Origin of the sequence: Streptomyces albus subsp. albus (assembly GCF_000725885.1) — a bacterium.
In the GTDB taxonomy this organism is placed as follows: Bacteria; Actinomycetota; Actinomycetes; order Streptomycetales; family Streptomycetaceae; genus Streptomyces; species Streptomyces albus.
This window is the reverse complement of record NZ_JODR01000004.1, coordinates 273,048-288,811: the sequence shown is the minus strand read 5'-3', so window position 1 is coordinate 288,811 and position 15,764 is coordinate 273,048. Positions and strand designations below refer to the sequence as shown.

The following is a 15,764-nucleotide window of genomic DNA, read 5'->3' as shown; positions in this document are numbered from 1 at the left end:
AGACGGCAGCCGCCTGATAGCCACACCCAGCACCCCTGGGCGACCCAACCCTACGAATGGCTCGATCAACCCGATCAAGAAGGTAGAGCCGCCTGACCGAACGCGGAAGCACGCCGCAGGGCCCGAGAGGGTCGGGCGGGACCGGTGGTCTACGGGGCTCCGGGGGCCGGGCGGGACCGGCGGTCTAGTCGCCCTTCTCCGGCGGCACCGTCGGCGTGGGCGTCCGGCCCTTGGCGACGGCCTTGAGCCGCTTGGCCGCCTGCTTGGCCAGATCGGCGCTCAGCTTGTCGTCGCCCTTGCCCGTGGTCAGCAGAGCCAGCCCGGTGGTGGACTGCTTGACGCGGGAGAGGACGAGATCGAGGGTGAGCTGCTTGCCGTTGCCGGGGCCGCCCTCGGCCTTTCCCCGCAGCCGGACGCCCGCGCTGTCCGCGCCGGTCTTCCGCTTCAGCTGGGAGACCTTCCAGTCGATGGTCACAGCGTTGTTGCGGGTGGTGACCTTCTTGCAGCTCTTGCTGACGCTCTTGAAGGTGCCCAGCGCGCGCTTGGCGCCCTTGGCCTGGTCGTAGGAGGCGACCTCGCTGGACAGGTAGGGGCCGTCGGCGGACTTGCGGTAGTCGCGGGAGCCGTCGGTGCGGGCCTCGTGCTTGTCGAGGTCGCCGCCGAGCGCGTCGATCAGCTTCTTGCAGTCGCGGTTCTTGGTGCTCAGATCGTCGGGTGCGTCCCCGGCGACGGTGGTGTCGTCCAGATCGGCGTGCTTCCAGCCGGAGGGCAGGTTCCCCTCGGCGAGCAGCGCCGCGCGGGCCTGCTGTTCGCTGAGCGGGCCCTGCGCGGTGGAGGGGGAGCCGGTTGGACTGGCTTTCGATTTGCTGGGGGACGGCGAGGTGCCCTCGCCGCTCGCGTCGGACTGCCCACCGCCACCGCATCCGGCGACGGACAGCAGCACGACGGCACTGAGCGCGCCGGTGAGGAAGGAGGACGAGCGGCTGACACGGCGCATGGTGCTGGCCTTTCGACGGGAGAAATTCCCTTCACACCGCATCAGTTCCGGCAGGCACACGCCAGCCCGCCACGCCGAATGGGGGATATCGGGGTGCCACCGGGCGCGCGGGCCCGGTGGCCGGGCGCCGTCCCCTCAGCCCTCGTCGGGTGCCGGGTTCTTGCCGCCACCGGTGGTCACCGGCTCCCGTACGGCCTCCACCAGCACCGTGACGATCTTGTTGCGGCGGCCGGCGGGGGACTCGGCCGTCAGCCGCAGGCCCGTCAGCGTCGGGTCGGAGTGGTCCTCGGTCACGTCCACCACCGTGGTGGCGCCCGCGATCGGGACCCGGCCCAGCGACTTGGCCAGCAGCCCGCCGACCGTCTCCACGTCCTCGTCGTCCCACCCGGTCAGCCCGTACAGCTCGCCGAGGTCGGCGATGTCGAGCCGGGCGGTGACGCGGTAACGGCCCTCGCCCAGTTCCTCGACGGGCGGCAGCTCACGGTCGTACTCGTCGGTGATCTCCCCGACGATCTCCTCCAGGATGTCCTCGATGGTGACGATCCCGGCCGTGCTGCCGTACTCGTCGATGACGACGGAGACGTGGATGCGGTCCCGCTGCATCTCGCGCAGCAGATCGCCCGCGTTCTTGGTGTCCGGGACGAACGTCGCCGGGCGCATCGCCGTGGACACCAGCTCCGTCTCCGCGTCCCGGCTGATGTGGACCTTCCGCGCCAGGTCCTTGAGGTAGACGATGCCGACCACGTCGTCCTCGTTCTCCCCGACCACGGGGATCCGCGAGAAACCCGACCGCAGCGCCAGCGTCAGCGCCTGCCGGATCGTCTTGAACCGCTCGATGGTGATCAGATCGGTGCGCGGCACCATCACCTCGCGCACCAGACGGTCGCCGAGCTGGAAGACGGAGTGCACCATCTTGCGCTCCTCCGCCTCGATCAGCGACTCCCGCTCGGCCAGGTCCACCATCGCCCGCAGCTCCGCCTCGCTGGCGAACGGCCCCTTGCGGAAGCCCTTGCCGGGGGTGAGCGCGTTGCCCAGCACGATCAGCAGCTGCGGCACCGGGCCCAGGATGCGGGCCAGCGGCAGCAGCACGTAGGCGGCGGCCGTCGCGGTGTTGAGCGGGTGCTGGCGGCCGATGGTGCGCGGCGAGACGCCGATGGCCACGTAGGAGACGAAGACCATCACCCCTATGGCGACGGCCAGCGCCTGCCAGGTGCCGTCGATCGCCCGCAGACAGACGTACGTCACCAGCGCGCCGGCCGCCACCTCGCAGGCGACCCGCAGCAGCAGGGCCAGGTTGAGGTAGCGCGTCGGGTCCTCGGCGACGGCCGCCAGCCGGGCGCTGCCCCGCCGGCCCTGGCGTACCGCCTCCTCGGCGCGGTAGCTGGTCGTACGCGCCAGCCCCGCCTCCGCGCAGGCGGCCAGCCAGGCCACGATCACCAGCAGTACGGCGGCTGCGATCAGGGGGGTGCTCACGACGTGGTGGTGGGGGCCGGGGACGGGCCGGTCATGCCGCGCTCGGCACGCCAGCCGTCCACGATCGCGGACTGGAGACCGAACATCTCGGTCCGCTCGCCGGGCTCCTCGTGGTCGTAGCCCAGCAGGTGCAGCACACCGTGGACGGTGAGCAGTTGCAGCTCCTCGTCCATGGTGTGCTTCGTCGGGGCCTCGGCCCCCTGCCTGGCGGCCACCTCGGGGCACAGCACGATGTCACCGAGCAGGCCCTGCGGCGGCTCCTCCTCGTCGCGGGAGGGCGGGCGCAGCTCGTCCATGGGGAAGGACATCACGTCGGTGGGCCCCGGCAGGTCCATCCACTGCTGGTGGAGCTGTTCGATGGTGTCGGCGTCGACGCAGATCACCGACAGTTCCGAGAGCGGGTGGATGCGCATCCGGGCCAGCGCGTAGCGGGCGATGTCGAGCAGCGCCTGCTCGTCGACCCGGTGGCCGGACTCGTTGTTGACGTCGATCGACATGGTGCGGGTCGGTTACTTCCTCTTGCCGGGATGCCGCTTGGGCGGCGGGGCGTCACCGTCCGCCTCGCGGGCGCTGTCGTAGCGGTCGTAGGCGTCGACGATACGGCCCACCAGCTTGTGCCTCACCACGTCGGTGCTGGTCAGCTGCGAGAAGTGGACGTCCTCCACATCGCGCAGGATCTCCTGCACCTGGCGCAGCCCGCTCTTGGTGCCGCCCGGCAGGTCCACCTGTGTCACATCGCCCGTGATCACGATCTTCGAGTCGAAGCCGAGGCGGGTGAGGAACATCTTCATCTGCTCGGGATTGGTGTTCTGCGCCTCGTCCAGGATGATGAACGCGTCGTTCAGCGTCCGGCCGCGCATGTATGCCAGCGGCGCCACCTCGATGGTGCCCGCGGCCATCAGCCGGGGGATCGAGTCGGGGTCGAGCATGTCGTGCAGCGCGTCGTACAGCGGGCGCAGATACGGATCGATCTTCTCGTAGAGCGTGCCCGGCAGGTAGCCGAGCCGCTCGCCCGCCTCGACGGCGGGCCTGGTCAGGATGATCCGGGTGACCTGCTTGGCCTGGAGCGCCTGCACGGCCTTGGCCATCGCGAGGTACGTCTTGCCCGTGCCGGCCGGGCCGATGCCGAAGACGATCGTGTGCTTGTCGATCGCGTCCACGTAGCGCTTCTGGTTGAGCGTCTTGGGGCGGATCGTGCGGCCACGGTTGGAGAGGATGTTCTGTGTGAGCACCTCGGCGGGCGTCTCCTCCGGTGCGCCCGTGCCGTTCTCCTGTGCGCGCAGCATGGAGATGGAGCGCTCCACCGCGTCCTCCGTCATCGGCTGGCCGGTGCGCAGCACCAGCATCATCTCGTCGAAAAGGCGCTGGACCAGGGCGACCTCCGCGGGGTTGCCGGTTGCGCTGATCTCGTTCCCCCGGACATGGATGTCCGTGTCGGGGAACGCGTCCTCGATCACGCGCAGCAGAGAGTCTCCGGAGCCCAGCACCGTGACCATGGGGTGCTTGGGTGGCACGGTGAAGCGGGCTGTCTCCTGCCCGGAACCGGCCTTGGACGGTGTTGTCTGCGTCATGGGCGGCCTCTGGGGCCTGCTCATCTCCCTCTGCGCCGTAGTTCTCTACCCGTCCAAGGGTACGACGGCGCTCCCGGCGGGCTCACCGGAATTGTCCCCGGCCCCGGGCCCCGCCCGGTGGGGGCGGGGGTCAGGACTCCGGGGGCCGGAATCCGAGCGTCGGCACCGCGCGGCGGGGCGGGGCGGCGGCTGCGCAGCCGGTCAGGATCCGGTCGAGGAAGGCGTACCGCGTCCGCCGCGGCTCCTGTGCGCAGCCCGTCGAACGCCACCAGGCGGCGATCTCCGGCCAGCCGGGCGCGGAGAGCGAGCCGCCGAACTCCTGGACGGAGAGGGCGGAGGTCAGCGCCGCGAAGGCGAGCCGGTCGGGCAGCGGCCAGCCCGCCAGACTGCCGGTCACGAACCCGGCGACGAACACGTCACCGGCGCCCGTGGTGTCCAGTGCCTCCACGGGGATGCCCGGCGCGTGCGCGGTCTCACCGGTGCCCGCGTCCACCGCGTAGGCGCCCTCCGCGCCCAGGGTGACGACGGCCAGCGGTACGTGTTCGGCCAGTGCGTGCGCCGCCGCGCGGGGGCAGTCGGTGCGGGTGTAGCGCATCGCTTCCACGGCGTTCGGCAGGAACGCCTCGCAGTGCGCCAGCTCGGCCAGCGCCCCCAGGTCCCAGCGGCCGGTCTCGTCCCAGCCGACGTCGGCGAAGACGCGGCTGCCGCGCCGCGCGGCCGTGGCCACCCATTCCTGCGGGCGGCCCGGTACCAGGGACGAGACGCAGGCGGCGGCGGGCGGCGGGCACGGGGGCGCGTCCGGGTCGTAGGCCGTACCGGCCTCCCGGTGCGGCGGCGCGTGGGGGCCGGGCGGCGCCTCGTGCCCGTGGGAGATCATCGTCCGCTCGCCCTCGTAAGCCATCGACACCGTCACGGGGGAGTGCCAGCCGGGCACCGTGTGCGACAGGGACAGGTCGATGCCCTCGCCGGTCTCCAGCTCCTCGCGGCAGTAGTCGCCGTACATGTCGTCGCCGAAGGCGGCGGCCAGCGAGGTGCGCAGCCCGAGCCGGGCCAGCGCGGCGGCCATGTTCGCGATGCCGCCGGGGGAGGAGCCCATGCCCCGGGCCCACGACTCGGTGCCGCGCACGGGGGCCGAGTCCAGGCCGGTGAAGATGATGTCGAGGAAGACCGTCCCCGTCAGATACACGTCGCAGCCCGGTCCGCTCCGCTCGCGCAGGGCGGCCAGCGGGTCGAACAGCGGCCGGGCGAGTGCCGCCCGGGGTGCCGGCCACGGGTGCGCCGCCCTGGCCGGGCCCGCCTCCCGTCCCGCCGTCGTCCGTCCCTCGGCCCGGACCGGTCCGCTTCCCGCGCGGCGGGCGCCGCCGTCCCTGTCGCACCCCTGACCCCCGGACCCGTCCGGGGCGGCTCCGGCCGCGGGGGCCGTCCGGCCCGCCGGCTGCGGGGCCGGGGCGGCGGGGCGCCCCTGCTGCTCCCGGTGCGGCTCCTGCCCGGTGCTCGCGGGCGGCTGCGCCGGGCCGCCGGCTGCGGGGCCGGTGCCGGCCCGGGGGGACGGGGGCGGGGGGGTCGCCGGGTCGCGGGGCGGGGGCTGGGGGGTCCTGCGCGTGCTCACCGTGCTCACCGTGCCTTCCCCGTCGTGTCACTGTCCCCGTCGCCGCGACCGGGGGCGGCCCGGTGCGGCGGTGCGACCGACGATAGTGCCTGCGCCCGGTGTGCCGGGCGCGAGCGGGCGCGGGATCCCTCCCGGGGGCGACGGAGCGGAGGAGGGCGCGGGGAGCGGCGCCCGGCGTGCGGTGCGGAGCGCCGGCCAAGGGGTGGCGCCCCCTGCCGTCGTGTCCTCGTGGTGGTGCGGTCCGGCACCGGGACAGGTTTTACGGATTGTTGAATCTCCGCGCGTAGATCGCCGGTTGGCGGCGCTGTTACGTTCCCTGCGACCTCCAGCCCGCCACGTTCCGCGAGGAGTCGCGCATGTCCCGTCGTCCCCAGCGTTCCGTCCTGTCCCTGGTCGCCGTCGCCGCCGTCGCCGGTGCGGCCTTCTTCGGCGTCGGCCAGGCCACCGCGGAGCACTCGGTGCCCAGAACCGACAAGGAGATCCCCAACCTCGACCAGGTGAAGACGAAGATCGAGGCGTACTACGGGGACACCGAGACGGAGGACGGCGAGCACTACGCCTCCCCGCACAGCAACTACGCCAAGCAGACCCGGGGCATCGCCTCCCGGGCCCGCAAGGACCTGGCGCGGGACCTGGACAAGTACCGGGGCGGGCACGGGAAGCACGGCCACCGCAACAAGCCGGCGATCGTGCTGGACGTGGACGACACCACGCTGCTCACCTACAACTTCGAACTGCGCATCGGCTACCACTTCACCCCGCAGGCACAGGACGAGTACCTGCGCACCGAGGACATGGAGCCGGTCTTCGGGATGCGGGAGCTGGTCAACTGGGCGCACAAGAAGGGCGTGACCGTCTTCCTGGTCACCGGCCGCAGCGAGCACCAGCGTGACTGGAGCGTGCGGAACCTCAAGAACGTGGGCTACGACATCCCGGTCGACAAGGAGCACTTCTTCCTCAAGGACAAGAAGAACCCGCCCGCCTACCTGGACTGCGGCAACGACTGCACCACCGTCGAGTACAAGTCGGGCACGCGTGCCCACATCGAGGACCAGGGCTACGACATCCTGGCCAACTTCGGCGACCAGTACAGCGACCTTGCGGGCGGGCACGCCGACCGCAAGGTCAAGCTGCCGAACCCGATGTACTACCTGCCGTGAGGACCAGGGGCATCACGCCCCTTCCTTGAGGACCTTCCGCACCAGCTCCGCCTGCGCCTCGGTCAGCTTGGGGTCGGCGAAGTGGGAGCTCCTCGCGGAGCCGTCCTCGACGTCGAGTTCGTAGTGGAAGCCGTCGGGCACCCCCAGGGGTGCCTCGCTCAGCCCCTCGCGCAGCGCCCGGTCTGCCAGGGCCGCGACCTCGGCGGCATCAGGCCGCCCTGCGGTGTCGAGGGTGGCCCGGCGGGTGAGCCCGCCGAAGCCACCTGTGCGGGTGACGGTGATACGCATACCTCCATCTTCCCGGCCATCCGGCCGCACGTTAAGTGCCGGTCGGGTGGCTTTGCGTGAGGATCGTCACCCTGACGGCACCCCGGTGGGGCGCCTTCTCACTCCGACGTCACGCCCACCTCGGACCAGCACTTGCGTACCGCCTCGTGCTCGTCGCTGCCGTCGCCGAACCGGGACTTGGCGGCTTCGGCGGTCGCCTCCGCGAAGGCCGCGAAGTCCGCGTCCGGGGTGAGCCGGCCGGAGGTGAGGGTGTCGTACCAGATCTGTCCGGCCCGCTCCCAGGCGTTGCCGCCCAGGTCCACGGCCAGCTTGTAGAAGGCGTGGTTGGGGATGCCGGAGTTGATGTGGACGCCGCCGTTGTCGGTGCCGGTCTGGACGTAGTCGTCCATGGTCGCCGGCTGCGGGTCCTTGCCGAGCACGTCGTCGTCGTAGGCGGTGCCGGGCGCCTTCATGGAGCGCAGCGCCTGGCCCTCCACCCGGTCGGTGAACAGCCCCGCGCCGATCAGCCAGTCGGCCTCCTCGGCGCTCTGGCCCAGGCTGTGCTGTTTGATCAGCGAGCCGAAGACGTCGGAGACGGACTCGTTGAGTGCCCCGGACTGGCCGAAGTACTCCAGATTGGCGGTGTACTGGGTGACGCCGTGGGTCAGTTCGTGCCCGATCACCTCCACCGGAAGGGTGAAGTCGCGGAAGATCTCGCCGTCGCCGTCCCCGAAGACCATCCGCTCGCCGTCCCAGAACGCGTTGCCGTAGTCGTCGCCGTAGTGGACGGTGGCGTCCAGCGGCAGACCGGCTCCGTCGATCGAGTAGCGGTCGTAGACGCTCAGGTACAGCTCGAAGGTGGCGCCGAGGCCGGCGTAGGCGCGGTTGACGGAGGCGTCCTGGCCGGGGTCGCTGCCTTCCTCGCGGACCTTCTGTCCGGGCAGCTCCTCCTTGTTGGCCGCGTCGTAGATGGTGCGCTGCGGTTTGCGGTCGGCCGGGTCGATGTCGGGCGCGGCGGGGGCCGCCGCCAGAACGCCGTAACGCACCGTAGTGATCCGGCGCCGGGTGCGCTGGGTCGCGTCCCGCTCCAGGGTGCGCCGGGCCGGCCGCGAGAGAACGTCGTCGCCGTGCCGAGAGACCTGGTCGAGCAGGTGGGGAGGGACGATCGTGCAGAAAACGGATCGGGCCTTGGATGCCGTCGGATGCGACGCTGAGGGATGTACGTTCATATAGAGCAATGTGGCACTGAGTTACCGTCCTGTCACCGGTTGCCGCGATGATTCCCGCAAAACGGTGGTGAACCCTGTGCCGTGATGTCCGGTTTCGCCGGATCGTGAGTGCGGTGCCCGAGGGAGTGGTGGGGCCGGCGGGTGGGTGCGCCGACCCCGCGTCCCGCATGGTGATACGCCCCGTGGCCGCCACGGGGCCTGAGTTACGATGCGGGCATCATGCGTTTCGGGCTGCTTCTTCTTAGCTGCCGCGGCGAGGGTCTGTAGCCACCAGGCCGACCCCCTCCCCGCGGAGTTCGGTGCTGTCGTCGGCCCTTTTGCACAGCCACTCCTCCAGGAGCCCTGAACGCGATGACTTCCCAGCCCTCCCAGCCTTCCTCCGCCGTGCCCGGCCGCGCCGCGATCGGCCGCACCACCCCGCTGACGGCCACCACCGTCAAGCAGCGCCCCTCCGGGATGCCGGTCCACAAGTACGGCCAGTACGAGGCCGTGGACCTGCCCGACCGCACCTGGCCTGCCAACCGCATCACCAAGGCGCCCCGCTGGCTGTCCACCGACCTGCGCGACGGCAACCAGGCGCTGATCGACCCGATGTCGCCGGCCCGCAAGCGCGAGATGTTCGACCTGCTGGTGCGCATGGGCTACAAGGAGATCGAGGTCGGCTTCCCCTCCTCCGGCCAGACCGACTTCGACTTCGTCCGCTCGATCATCGAGGAGGACGCGATCCCCGAGGACGTGACGATCTCCGTCCTCACCCAGGCCCGTGAGGAGCTGATCGAGCGGACCGTCGAGTCGCTCAAGGGCGCCCACCACGCCACCGTCCACCTCTACAACGCGACCGCGCCCGTCTTCCGCGAGGTCGTCTTCCGCGGCACCCGCGAACAGGTCAAGCAGATCGCCGTGGACGGCACCCGGCTGGTGATGGAGTACGCGGAGAAGCTGCTGGACGACCGCACGGTCTTCGGCTACCAGTACAGCCCCGAGATCTTCACCGACACCGAGCTGGACTTCGCGCTGGAGGTCTGCGAGGGCGTCATGGACGTATGGCAGCCCGAGGACGGCCGCGAGATCATCCTCAATCTGCCGGCCACGGTGGAGCGTTCCACGCCCAGCACCCACGCCGACCGGTTCGAGTGGATGGGCCGCCACCTGTCCCGCCGCGAGCACGTCTGCCTGTCCGTCCACCCGCACAACGACCGCGGCACCGCCGTGGCCGCCGCCGAACTGGCCGTGATGGCGGGCGCCGACCGCGTCGAGGGCTGTCTGTTCGGCCAGGGCGAGCGCACCGGCAACGTCGATCTGGTCACCCTGGGGATGAACCTGTTCAGCCAGGGCGTCGACCCGATGATCGACTTCTCGCGGATCGACGAGATCCGCCGCACCTGGGAGTACTGCAACCAGATGGAGGTCCACCCCCGCCACCCGTACGTGGGGGACCTGGTCTACACCGCCTTCTCCGGCTCCCACCAGGACGCCATCAAGAAGGGCTTCGAGGCCATGGAGGTGCGGGCCGCGAAGGCCGGCAAGACGGTGGACGAGATCGAGTGGGCGGTGCCCTACCTGCCGATCGACCCCAAGGACGTCGGCCGGTCCTACGAGGCGGTCATCCGCGTCAACTCGCAGTCCGGCAAGGGCGGTATCGCCTACGTGCTCAAGGGCGAGCACAACCTGGACCTGCCGCGCCGGATGCAGGTGGAGTTCTCCCGGATCATCCAGGAGAAGACCGACGCCGAGGGCGGCGAGGTCACCCCGGCCGACATCTGGGCCGTCTTCCAGGACGAGTACCTGCCCACCCCGGACAAGAGCTGGGGCCGTATCGCGCTGCGCGGCGCACAGACCTCCGCGACCAGCGACGGCGCCGACGCGCTGACGGTCGAGGCCGTTGTGGACGGCGAGCCGGTCACCCTCAGCGGTACCGGTAACGGCCCGCTGGCCGCCTTCTTCGACGCGCTGCACGCCATCGACGTGGACGTGCGGCTGCTCGACTACGTGGAGCACACCATGAGCGAGGGCGTCGGGGCGCAGGCCGCCGCCTACATCGAATGTGCCATCGACGGGCGCGTCCTGTGGGGCGTGGGCATCGACGCCAACATCGTGCGCGCCTCCATCAAGGCGGCCGTCTCGGCGGTGAACCGCGCCTACCGCTGAACCGGAGCGAGGCCGCGGGCCGAGTGACGCCTGTGGCCGGGCCGTCTCACCCGGGCGCCGGGGACAGCCGCCGACCGAGGGGCCGAAAAGGTCTCGGGGGGCTGTCTCCGGCGCCGCGCTGTGGTTAATATCACGTCACCCGGCGACGTTGCCGAATCGTGATGGAGGTGCGAGGCCATGCGCCAACGACCCTTCCGTGTACGTCTCGCAGGGGTCCGCACGAGCTGGCGCACCCTGGACGACGGGGATTTCTTCTGCCCCGGCTGCGGCGGCGACCGCCGCTACCGCAGACGCACGGGCCGGCGCCGCTTCGTCCTGCTGGGAGTCCCGCTGGTCCCCCGCGGCGCGGACGGGCCCGTCGTCGAATGCGTCGCCTGCCGCGCGCACTTCACCGCCGACGTGCTCGACCACCCCACCACCGACCGCCTCGCCGCGATGCTGCGCGAAGCCGTCCACAGCGTCGCCCTCGCCGTGCTGGCGGCCGGGGGCTCCGCCGCCCGCGCGGCCCGCGAGACGGCAGCCGGGACGGTACGGGCCGCCGGCTTCACCGACTGCACGGAGGAGGAGCTGACCGCTCTGCTCGCCGCCGTCACCGCCGAGAGCAGACAGCGCGGACGCACCCATGTGACGGCCGAGATCGAGCTCCACGAGGTCCTCGCCCCGCTGGCCCCGCACCTGGCCGTCCCCGGCCGCGAGAGCCTGCTGCTCCAAGGCGCCCGCATCGCCCTGGCCGACGGGCCCTACTGCGCGGCGGAACGCGAGGTGCTCGCCACCGTCGGGCGGGCCCTGGAGCTGGACGCCGACGACGTGGACCGCCTCCTGGTCCAGGCCCGCACCCCCTCCTGACCGGCCGCCGCCCGCGGCCCGTGGTGGCGGGTGGCGGGCCGACGCCGTTGTTACGCACGGGTATTGACTCCGTGCGGGGCCGCTGATGGGCTCCGGACATGACGAGCGATCAGCCGCTGCCGTCCTTCCCCGACGGCTTTCTGTGGGGGGTCTCCACGTCCGCGTTCCAGATCGAGGGCGCGGTGGACGAGGACGGGCGCGGACCCTCGTCCTGGGACGCCTTCGTACGCCGGCCCGGAGCCGTGAAGGACGGCGGGGACGCCACCGTCGCCACCGGCCACTACCACCGCTGGCGCGAGGACGTGGAGCTGCTGCGCGAACTGGGGGTGGACGCCTACCGCTTCTCCGTCTCCTGGCCCCGCGTCCAGCCCTTGGGCACCGGCCCGGTCAATGCCGCCGGGCTCGACTTCTACGACCGGCTGGTGGACGCCCTGTGCGCGGCCGGCATCCGGCCGGTGCCCACGCTCTTCCACTGGGACACCCCGCTGCCGCTGGAGGAGCGCGGCGGCTGGCTGGAGCGGGACACCGCCCGGCGCTTCGCCGACTACACCGAGCACGTCGCCGCCCGCCTCGGCGACCGCGTACCGCACTGGATCACGCTGAACGAACCCGCCGAACTCACCCTGCTCGGCTACGGCATCGGCGAACACGCGCCCGGCCGCGAGCTGCTGTTCGACGCGCTGCCCGCCGCACACCACCAGCTCCTCGGCCACGGGCTCGCCGTCCGGGCGCTGCGGGCCCACGGTGCGCGCTCGGTGGGGATCGCCAACTCGCACGGGCCCGTCCGGCCGCTGTCCGACGGCGAGGCGGACACCGCGGCGGCCGAACTCTACGACGTCCTCACCAACCGGCTGTTCGCCGACCCGCTGCTGACCGGCCGCTACCCCGACGAGAACCTCGCCGCCGCGCTGCCCGGCCCCGTCGCCGACGACCTGAAGGTGATCAGCGAGCCGCTGGACTGGTACGGCGTCAACTACTACCAGCCCACCCTGGTGGCGGCGCCCGGTCCCGACGCCGGGGAGAGCGAGTTCGCCGGTGTCGGCCTGCCCGCACGACTGCCCTTCTCGCTGCGGGAGATACCCGGCAAGGAGCGCACCGGATTCGGCTGGGCCGTCGTCCCCGAAGGGCTGCCCGAGATCCTGCACACCCTCCGCGCACGCTACGGCGACCGGCTGCCGCCCGTCATGATCACCGAGAACGGCTGCTCCTACCCCGACCCCGTGCACGACGTCCGGCGCATCGCCTTCCACGACGCCCACCTGCGCGCCCTGCACTCCGCCTGCGCCGCGGGAGCGGACGTGCGCGGCTACTTCATCTGGTCGCTGCTGGACAACTTCGAATGGGCCGAGGGCTACAGCCAGCGGTTCGGCCTCGTCCACGTCGACTACGCGACCCTGGAACGCACCCCCAAGGACTCCTTCCACTGGCTGCGGGGCGTGCTGCGCGACCGGGCCGGCCGGCAGCCGTGACCCTGCGGCCCGCACCGGACGCGGACGGGCGGGACCCGGCAGCGGACGGGCGGGACCCGGCAGCGGACGGGCGGGCCGCCCAGGGACCGGCCGCCCGCGATCCGGCGGCTCATGATGCGGTCGTCGATGATTCGGCGGCTCATGGCCCGGCTGTCCGTGGTCCGGTGGCTCATGGCCCGGCTGTCCGTGGTCCGGTGGCTCATGGTCCGGCGGAACATGGCCCGGTCGCCGCCCTCGCCGAGCCCGTCACCCGGGTCGGTGCCCGCTGGACGGCCGCCCTCTCCCTGGCCAACGGCTCGGTCTGGGTGGGCTGGTACGGGCCGCTCCAGGTGCTGCTCGCGGTGCAGGCCGCCCAGGTGGCGCCGGCCGGCTGGAGCAAGGAGTCCGTCCTGGCCTGGGTGACCGGCATCGGTGCCGCCGTCTCCCTGGTCGCCAACCCGCTCTTCGGCGCCGTCTCCGACCGCACCACCTCGCGGTGGGGACGGCGCACCCCATGGGTCGCGGCCGGTGTCGCGGGCGGCGCCGCCGGACTCGTGGTGCTCGCCCTGGTCGACGGCATGACGGGCATGGTGCTGGGCTGGTGCCTGGTGCAACTCGCACTCAACGCGACCTACGCCGCACTGGTGGCCGCCGTCCCCGACCGGGTGCCGACCGCGCAGCGCGGCGCGGTCGGGGGCTGGCTCGGCGTCTCGCAGACCCTCGGAGTCGTCCTCGGCACCGGGCTGGCCATGGCCGCCGGCGGCCTGTTCGCCGGCTACCTCGCCTGCGCCCTCTTCACGGTGCTCGCCGTCATCCCCTACGTGCTGTTCGGGCAGGACACCCCGCTGCCGCGCACCCTGCGGCCCCCCTTCACCTGGCGGGGCTTCGCCGCGGGCTTCTGGATCAGCCCCCGCCGCCACCCCGACTTCGGCTGGGCGTGGCTGACCCGCTTCCTGGTCAACCTCGGCAACGCGCTGGCCTTGCTGTACCTGCTCTACTACCTGCGCGACGTGCTCGATGTGCCCGAGCCCGAGGACGGCGTCCTGGCGCTGACCGCGCTCAACGCGGCCCTGTTGCTGGCGACCGTCGTGGCCGGCGGCATCTGGTCCGACCGCGCCGGGCGCCGCAAACCCTTCGTCCTGTGGGCGGGTGTGCTGATGGCCGCGGCCACCGTGCTGATGGCCTGCTGGCAGACGTGGACCGGGGTGCTGTGCGCCGCCGCCCTGCTCGGCGTCGGCTTCGGCGTCTTCACCTCCGTCGACTTCGCCCTCATGGCGGACGTTCTGCCCACCGCCCGCGACCGCGGCAAGGACCTCGGCGTCATCAACATCGCCAACTCCCTTCCCCAGGTCGCGGCCCCCGCCATCGCCGCGCCGCTGGTGCGGTACGCGGGCGGCTATCCCGCCCTCTATCTGACCGCCGCCGCCATCGGCCTGGCCGGCGCCCTCCTCGTCCTGCGCATCCGCAGCGTCCCCTGATGAGGCCGCACGCCGGCGGGCTACGACGGCCCGCGGTCCCGGGTGTTCCCGGTGGCCGGGGAGTCCGCCGGGTCGAGGGTGATGGCACCGGCGGGGCAGAGGCCGGCGGCCGTGCGGGCGGCGGCCCGGTCTGCGGGGGCCGGTACGGGACGCAGAAGCAGCACCCGGCCTTCCCGTTCGTCCTGGTCGAAGACCTGTGGAGCCGTCAGCGCGCACATGCCGGCTCCGGCGCAGCGTTCACGGTCGACGCGCAGCCGCAGCGGCTCTCGCGAAACGCTCATGGCTGCACCTCGTCCCAGGTGACGGGCAGGCTGAGCACGCCGTAGATGTTGCTGCGCTCCCGCATCCGCACCTCGTGCGCCGGCACCGCCAGACGCAGGGTGGGGAAGCGGGCGAGGAGCGCCGGGAACGCGACGGTCATCTCCACACGGGCGAGCTGCTGGCCCAGGCACTGGTGTGCGCCGTGGCCGAAGGCCAGATGGCCGACGGCCTCGCGGCGGAGGTCGAGTCCGTCGGGACGGGCGAACCTGCGCGGGTCACGGTTGGCGGCCTGCACGGACACGGTGACCGTCTCGCCCGCCCTGATGAGACGGCCCTCGATCTCGATGTCCTCCAGCGCGGCCCGGACCAGCGGATCGGCCACGCTGAGGTAGCGCAACAGCTCCTCCACCGCCTGCCCGGCGAGCGCGGGTTCGGCGCGCAGCGCCGCGAGCTGCCCGGGGTTGCTCAGCAGTGCGAAGGTGCCCAGGGCCAGCATGTTCGCGGTGGTGTCGAGGCCGGCGGCGAGCAGCAGGGAGCCTATGCCGGCCAGTTCCTCGTCGTGGAGGTTCGAGGTGGTCAGCTCGCTGAGCAGGTCGTCGGTGGGCTCGGCGCGCTTGGCGAGGACCAGTTCGTTCAGGTACGCGAACAGCTCCCCGAGTGCTCCCTCCCTCGCTTCCGGCGCGGCCGTCTGGTCGAAGAGGGCCGCCACCTGGCCGCGGAAGCGGTCCCGGTCGGCGTACGGCACGCCGAGCAGTTCGCAGATCACGAGCGCGGGCACGGGCTGCGCGAACGCCGTCACCAGGTCGGCGCCCGGCCCGGCCTGTTCCATCTCGTCCAGGCACCGGGCGGTGAAGTGCTCGATCCGCTCGGTGAGCCGGCGCATCCGGCGGACGGTGAACTTGCCGGTGAGCAGCCGCCGGTAGCGGGTGTGCTCGGGGGCGTCCAGACCGGTCATGTCACCGACCGGCGCGGGCGGCAGCTCCTCGGGCATCCCCGGCATCGGCACGGGCGGGTGCAGGAGTTCGTAGCGTGAGCTGATACGCGGGTCGGCCAGTAGCGCGCGGGCCGCGGCGTGGCCGGTGACCAGCCAGCCCACGTGGCCGTCGGCGTAGCGCATGCGGCGCAGCGGCTCGTCACCGGGCGGGACGAGACCGTCGGGCGGGTCGAAGGGGCAGCCGGTGTGCCGGTCGACGGGCAGGGCCTGCGGTTCCTCGGTCCGGGTGCCGTCTACGGGAGTGCGGGAGGGGGCCGGGTCGTACGACATGGGTGCTCCATCG

The 15,764-nt window shown here is 72.1% G+C and carries 14 protein-coding genes; 5 read left to right on the top strand and 9 right to left on the bottom strand.

The genetic code is table 11. From position 1 onward, the window contains the following. Nucleotides 1-184: 184 nt before the first annotated feature. The 5 genes from IO40_RS0106070 to IO40_RS0106050 all read right to left on the bottom strand — a co-directional run bounded on the left by IO40_RS0106070 (nucleotide 185) and on the right by IO40_RS0106050 (nucleotide 5,278). Nucleotides 185-997, bottom strand: coding sequence for a hypothetical protein (locus IO40_RS0106070; RefSeq protein ID WP_031174992.1), 813 nt, complete (start codon nucleotides 995-997; stop codon nucleotides 185-187). 135 nt (nucleotides 998-1,132) lie between these two features. After that, nucleotides 1,133-2,470 carry a hemolysin family protein gene (locus IO40_RS0106065; protein ID WP_016468906.1) on the bottom strand — a complete coding sequence of 446 codons (1,338 nt, stop codon included), beginning with the start codon at nucleotides 2,468-2,470 and terminating at the stop codon, nucleotides 1,133-1,135. Continuing rightward, nucleotides 2,467-2,967 (bottom strand): rRNA maturation RNase YbeY, encoded by a 501-nt coding sequence (gene ybeY, locus IO40_RS0106060; protein ID WP_016468905.1) that lies wholly within the window; start codon nucleotides 2,965-2,967, stop codon nucleotides 2,467-2,469. The genes IO40_RS0106065 and ybeY overlap by 4 nt, the downstream gene beginning before the upstream one ends. 12 nt (nucleotides 2,968-2,979) lie before the next feature. Beyond that, complete coding sequence (locus tag IO40_RS0106055; protein ID WP_016468904.1) at nucleotides 2,980-4,041, bottom strand: PhoH family protein; 1,062 nt, start codon at nucleotides 4,039-4,041, stop codon at nucleotides 2,980-2,982. 130 nt (nucleotides 4,042-4,171) lie between these two features. Then, nucleotides 4,172-5,278 carry a carbohydrate kinase family protein gene (locus tag IO40_RS0106050; RefSeq protein WP_041969332.1) on the bottom strand — a complete coding sequence of 369 codons (1,107 nt, stop codon included), beginning with the start codon at nucleotides 5,276-5,278 and terminating at the stop codon, nucleotides 4,172-4,174. Nucleotides 5,279-6,006: 728 nt separating this feature from the next. Between IO40_RS0106050 and IO40_RS0106045 the strand changes: the two genes are divergently transcribed. Continuing rightward, complete coding sequence (locus tag IO40_RS0106045) at nucleotides 6,007-6,810, top strand: HAD family acid phosphatase (protein ID WP_016468902.1); 804 nt, start codon at nucleotides 6,007-6,009, stop codon at nucleotides 6,808-6,810. Between the two features lie 12 nt (nucleotides 6,811-6,822). Here IO40_RS0106045 and IO40_RS0106040 read toward each other — a convergent pair whose 3' ends face one another. After that, a complete protein-coding gene (locus tag IO40_RS0106040; RefSeq protein ID WP_016468901.1) occupies nucleotides 6,823-7,098 on the bottom strand; it encodes a protealysin inhibitor emfourin in 276 nt (91 codons plus the stop codon). Between the two features lie 98 nt (nucleotides 7,099-7,196). Then, nucleotides 7,197-8,306, bottom strand: coding sequence for a M4 family metallopeptidase (locus tag IO40_RS0106035; RefSeq protein WP_016468900.1), 1,110 nt, complete (start codon nucleotides 8,304-8,306; stop codon nucleotides 7,197-7,199). A 351-nt stretch (nucleotides 8,307-8,657) separates the two neighbouring features. Here IO40_RS0106035 and leuA point away from each other — a divergent pair, with 351 nt between their 5' ends. The 4 genes from leuA to IO40_RS0106015 all read left to right on the top strand — a co-directional run bounded on the left by leuA (nucleotide 8,658) and on the right by IO40_RS0106015 (nucleotide 14,226). Continuing rightward, entirely contained in the window at nucleotides 8,658-10,454 is a 1,797-nt protein-coding gene (gene leuA / locus IO40_RS0106030; protein WP_016468899.1) for a 2-isopropylmalate synthase, read from the top strand. A 177-nt stretch (nucleotides 10,455-10,631) separates the two neighbouring features. Then, nucleotides 10,632-11,300 carry a TerB family tellurite resistance protein gene (locus tag IO40_RS0106025; RefSeq protein WP_016468898.1) on the top strand — a complete coding sequence of 223 codons (669 nt, stop codon included), beginning with the start codon at nucleotides 10,632-10,634 and terminating at the stop codon, nucleotides 11,298-11,300. A 98-nt stretch (nucleotides 11,301-11,398) separates the two neighbouring features. Continuing rightward, on the top strand, nucleotides 11,399-12,769 hold the full coding sequence (locus tag IO40_RS0106020; protein ID WP_016468897.1) for a GH1 family beta-glucosidase: 1,371 nt from the start codon (nucleotides 11,399-11,401) through the stop codon (nucleotides 12,767-12,769). A gap of 194 nt (nucleotides 12,770-12,963) precedes the next feature. Next, a complete protein-coding gene (locus IO40_RS0106015) occupies nucleotides 12,964-14,226 on the top strand; it encodes an MFS transporter (RefSeq protein WP_031174989.1) in 1,263 nt (420 codons plus the stop codon). Nucleotides 14,227-14,246: 20 nt separating this feature from the next. On the opposite strand, the gene IO40_RS33185 is transcribed toward IO40_RS0106015, so the two are convergent. Both IO40_RS33185 and IO40_RS0106005 read right to left on the bottom strand, forming a co-directional pair. Next, nucleotides 14,247-14,507, bottom strand: coding sequence for a ferredoxin (locus IO40_RS33185; RefSeq protein WP_016468895.1), 261 nt, complete (start codon nucleotides 14,505-14,507; stop codon nucleotides 14,247-14,249). After that, on the bottom strand, nucleotides 14,504-15,751 hold the full coding sequence (locus tag IO40_RS0106005) for a cytochrome P450 (RefSeq protein ID WP_031174988.1): 1,248 nt from the start codon (nucleotides 15,749-15,751) through the stop codon (nucleotides 14,504-14,506). The genes IO40_RS33185 and IO40_RS0106005 overlap by 4 nt, the downstream gene beginning before the upstream one ends. Nucleotides 15,752-15,764 lie beyond the last annotated feature (13 nt).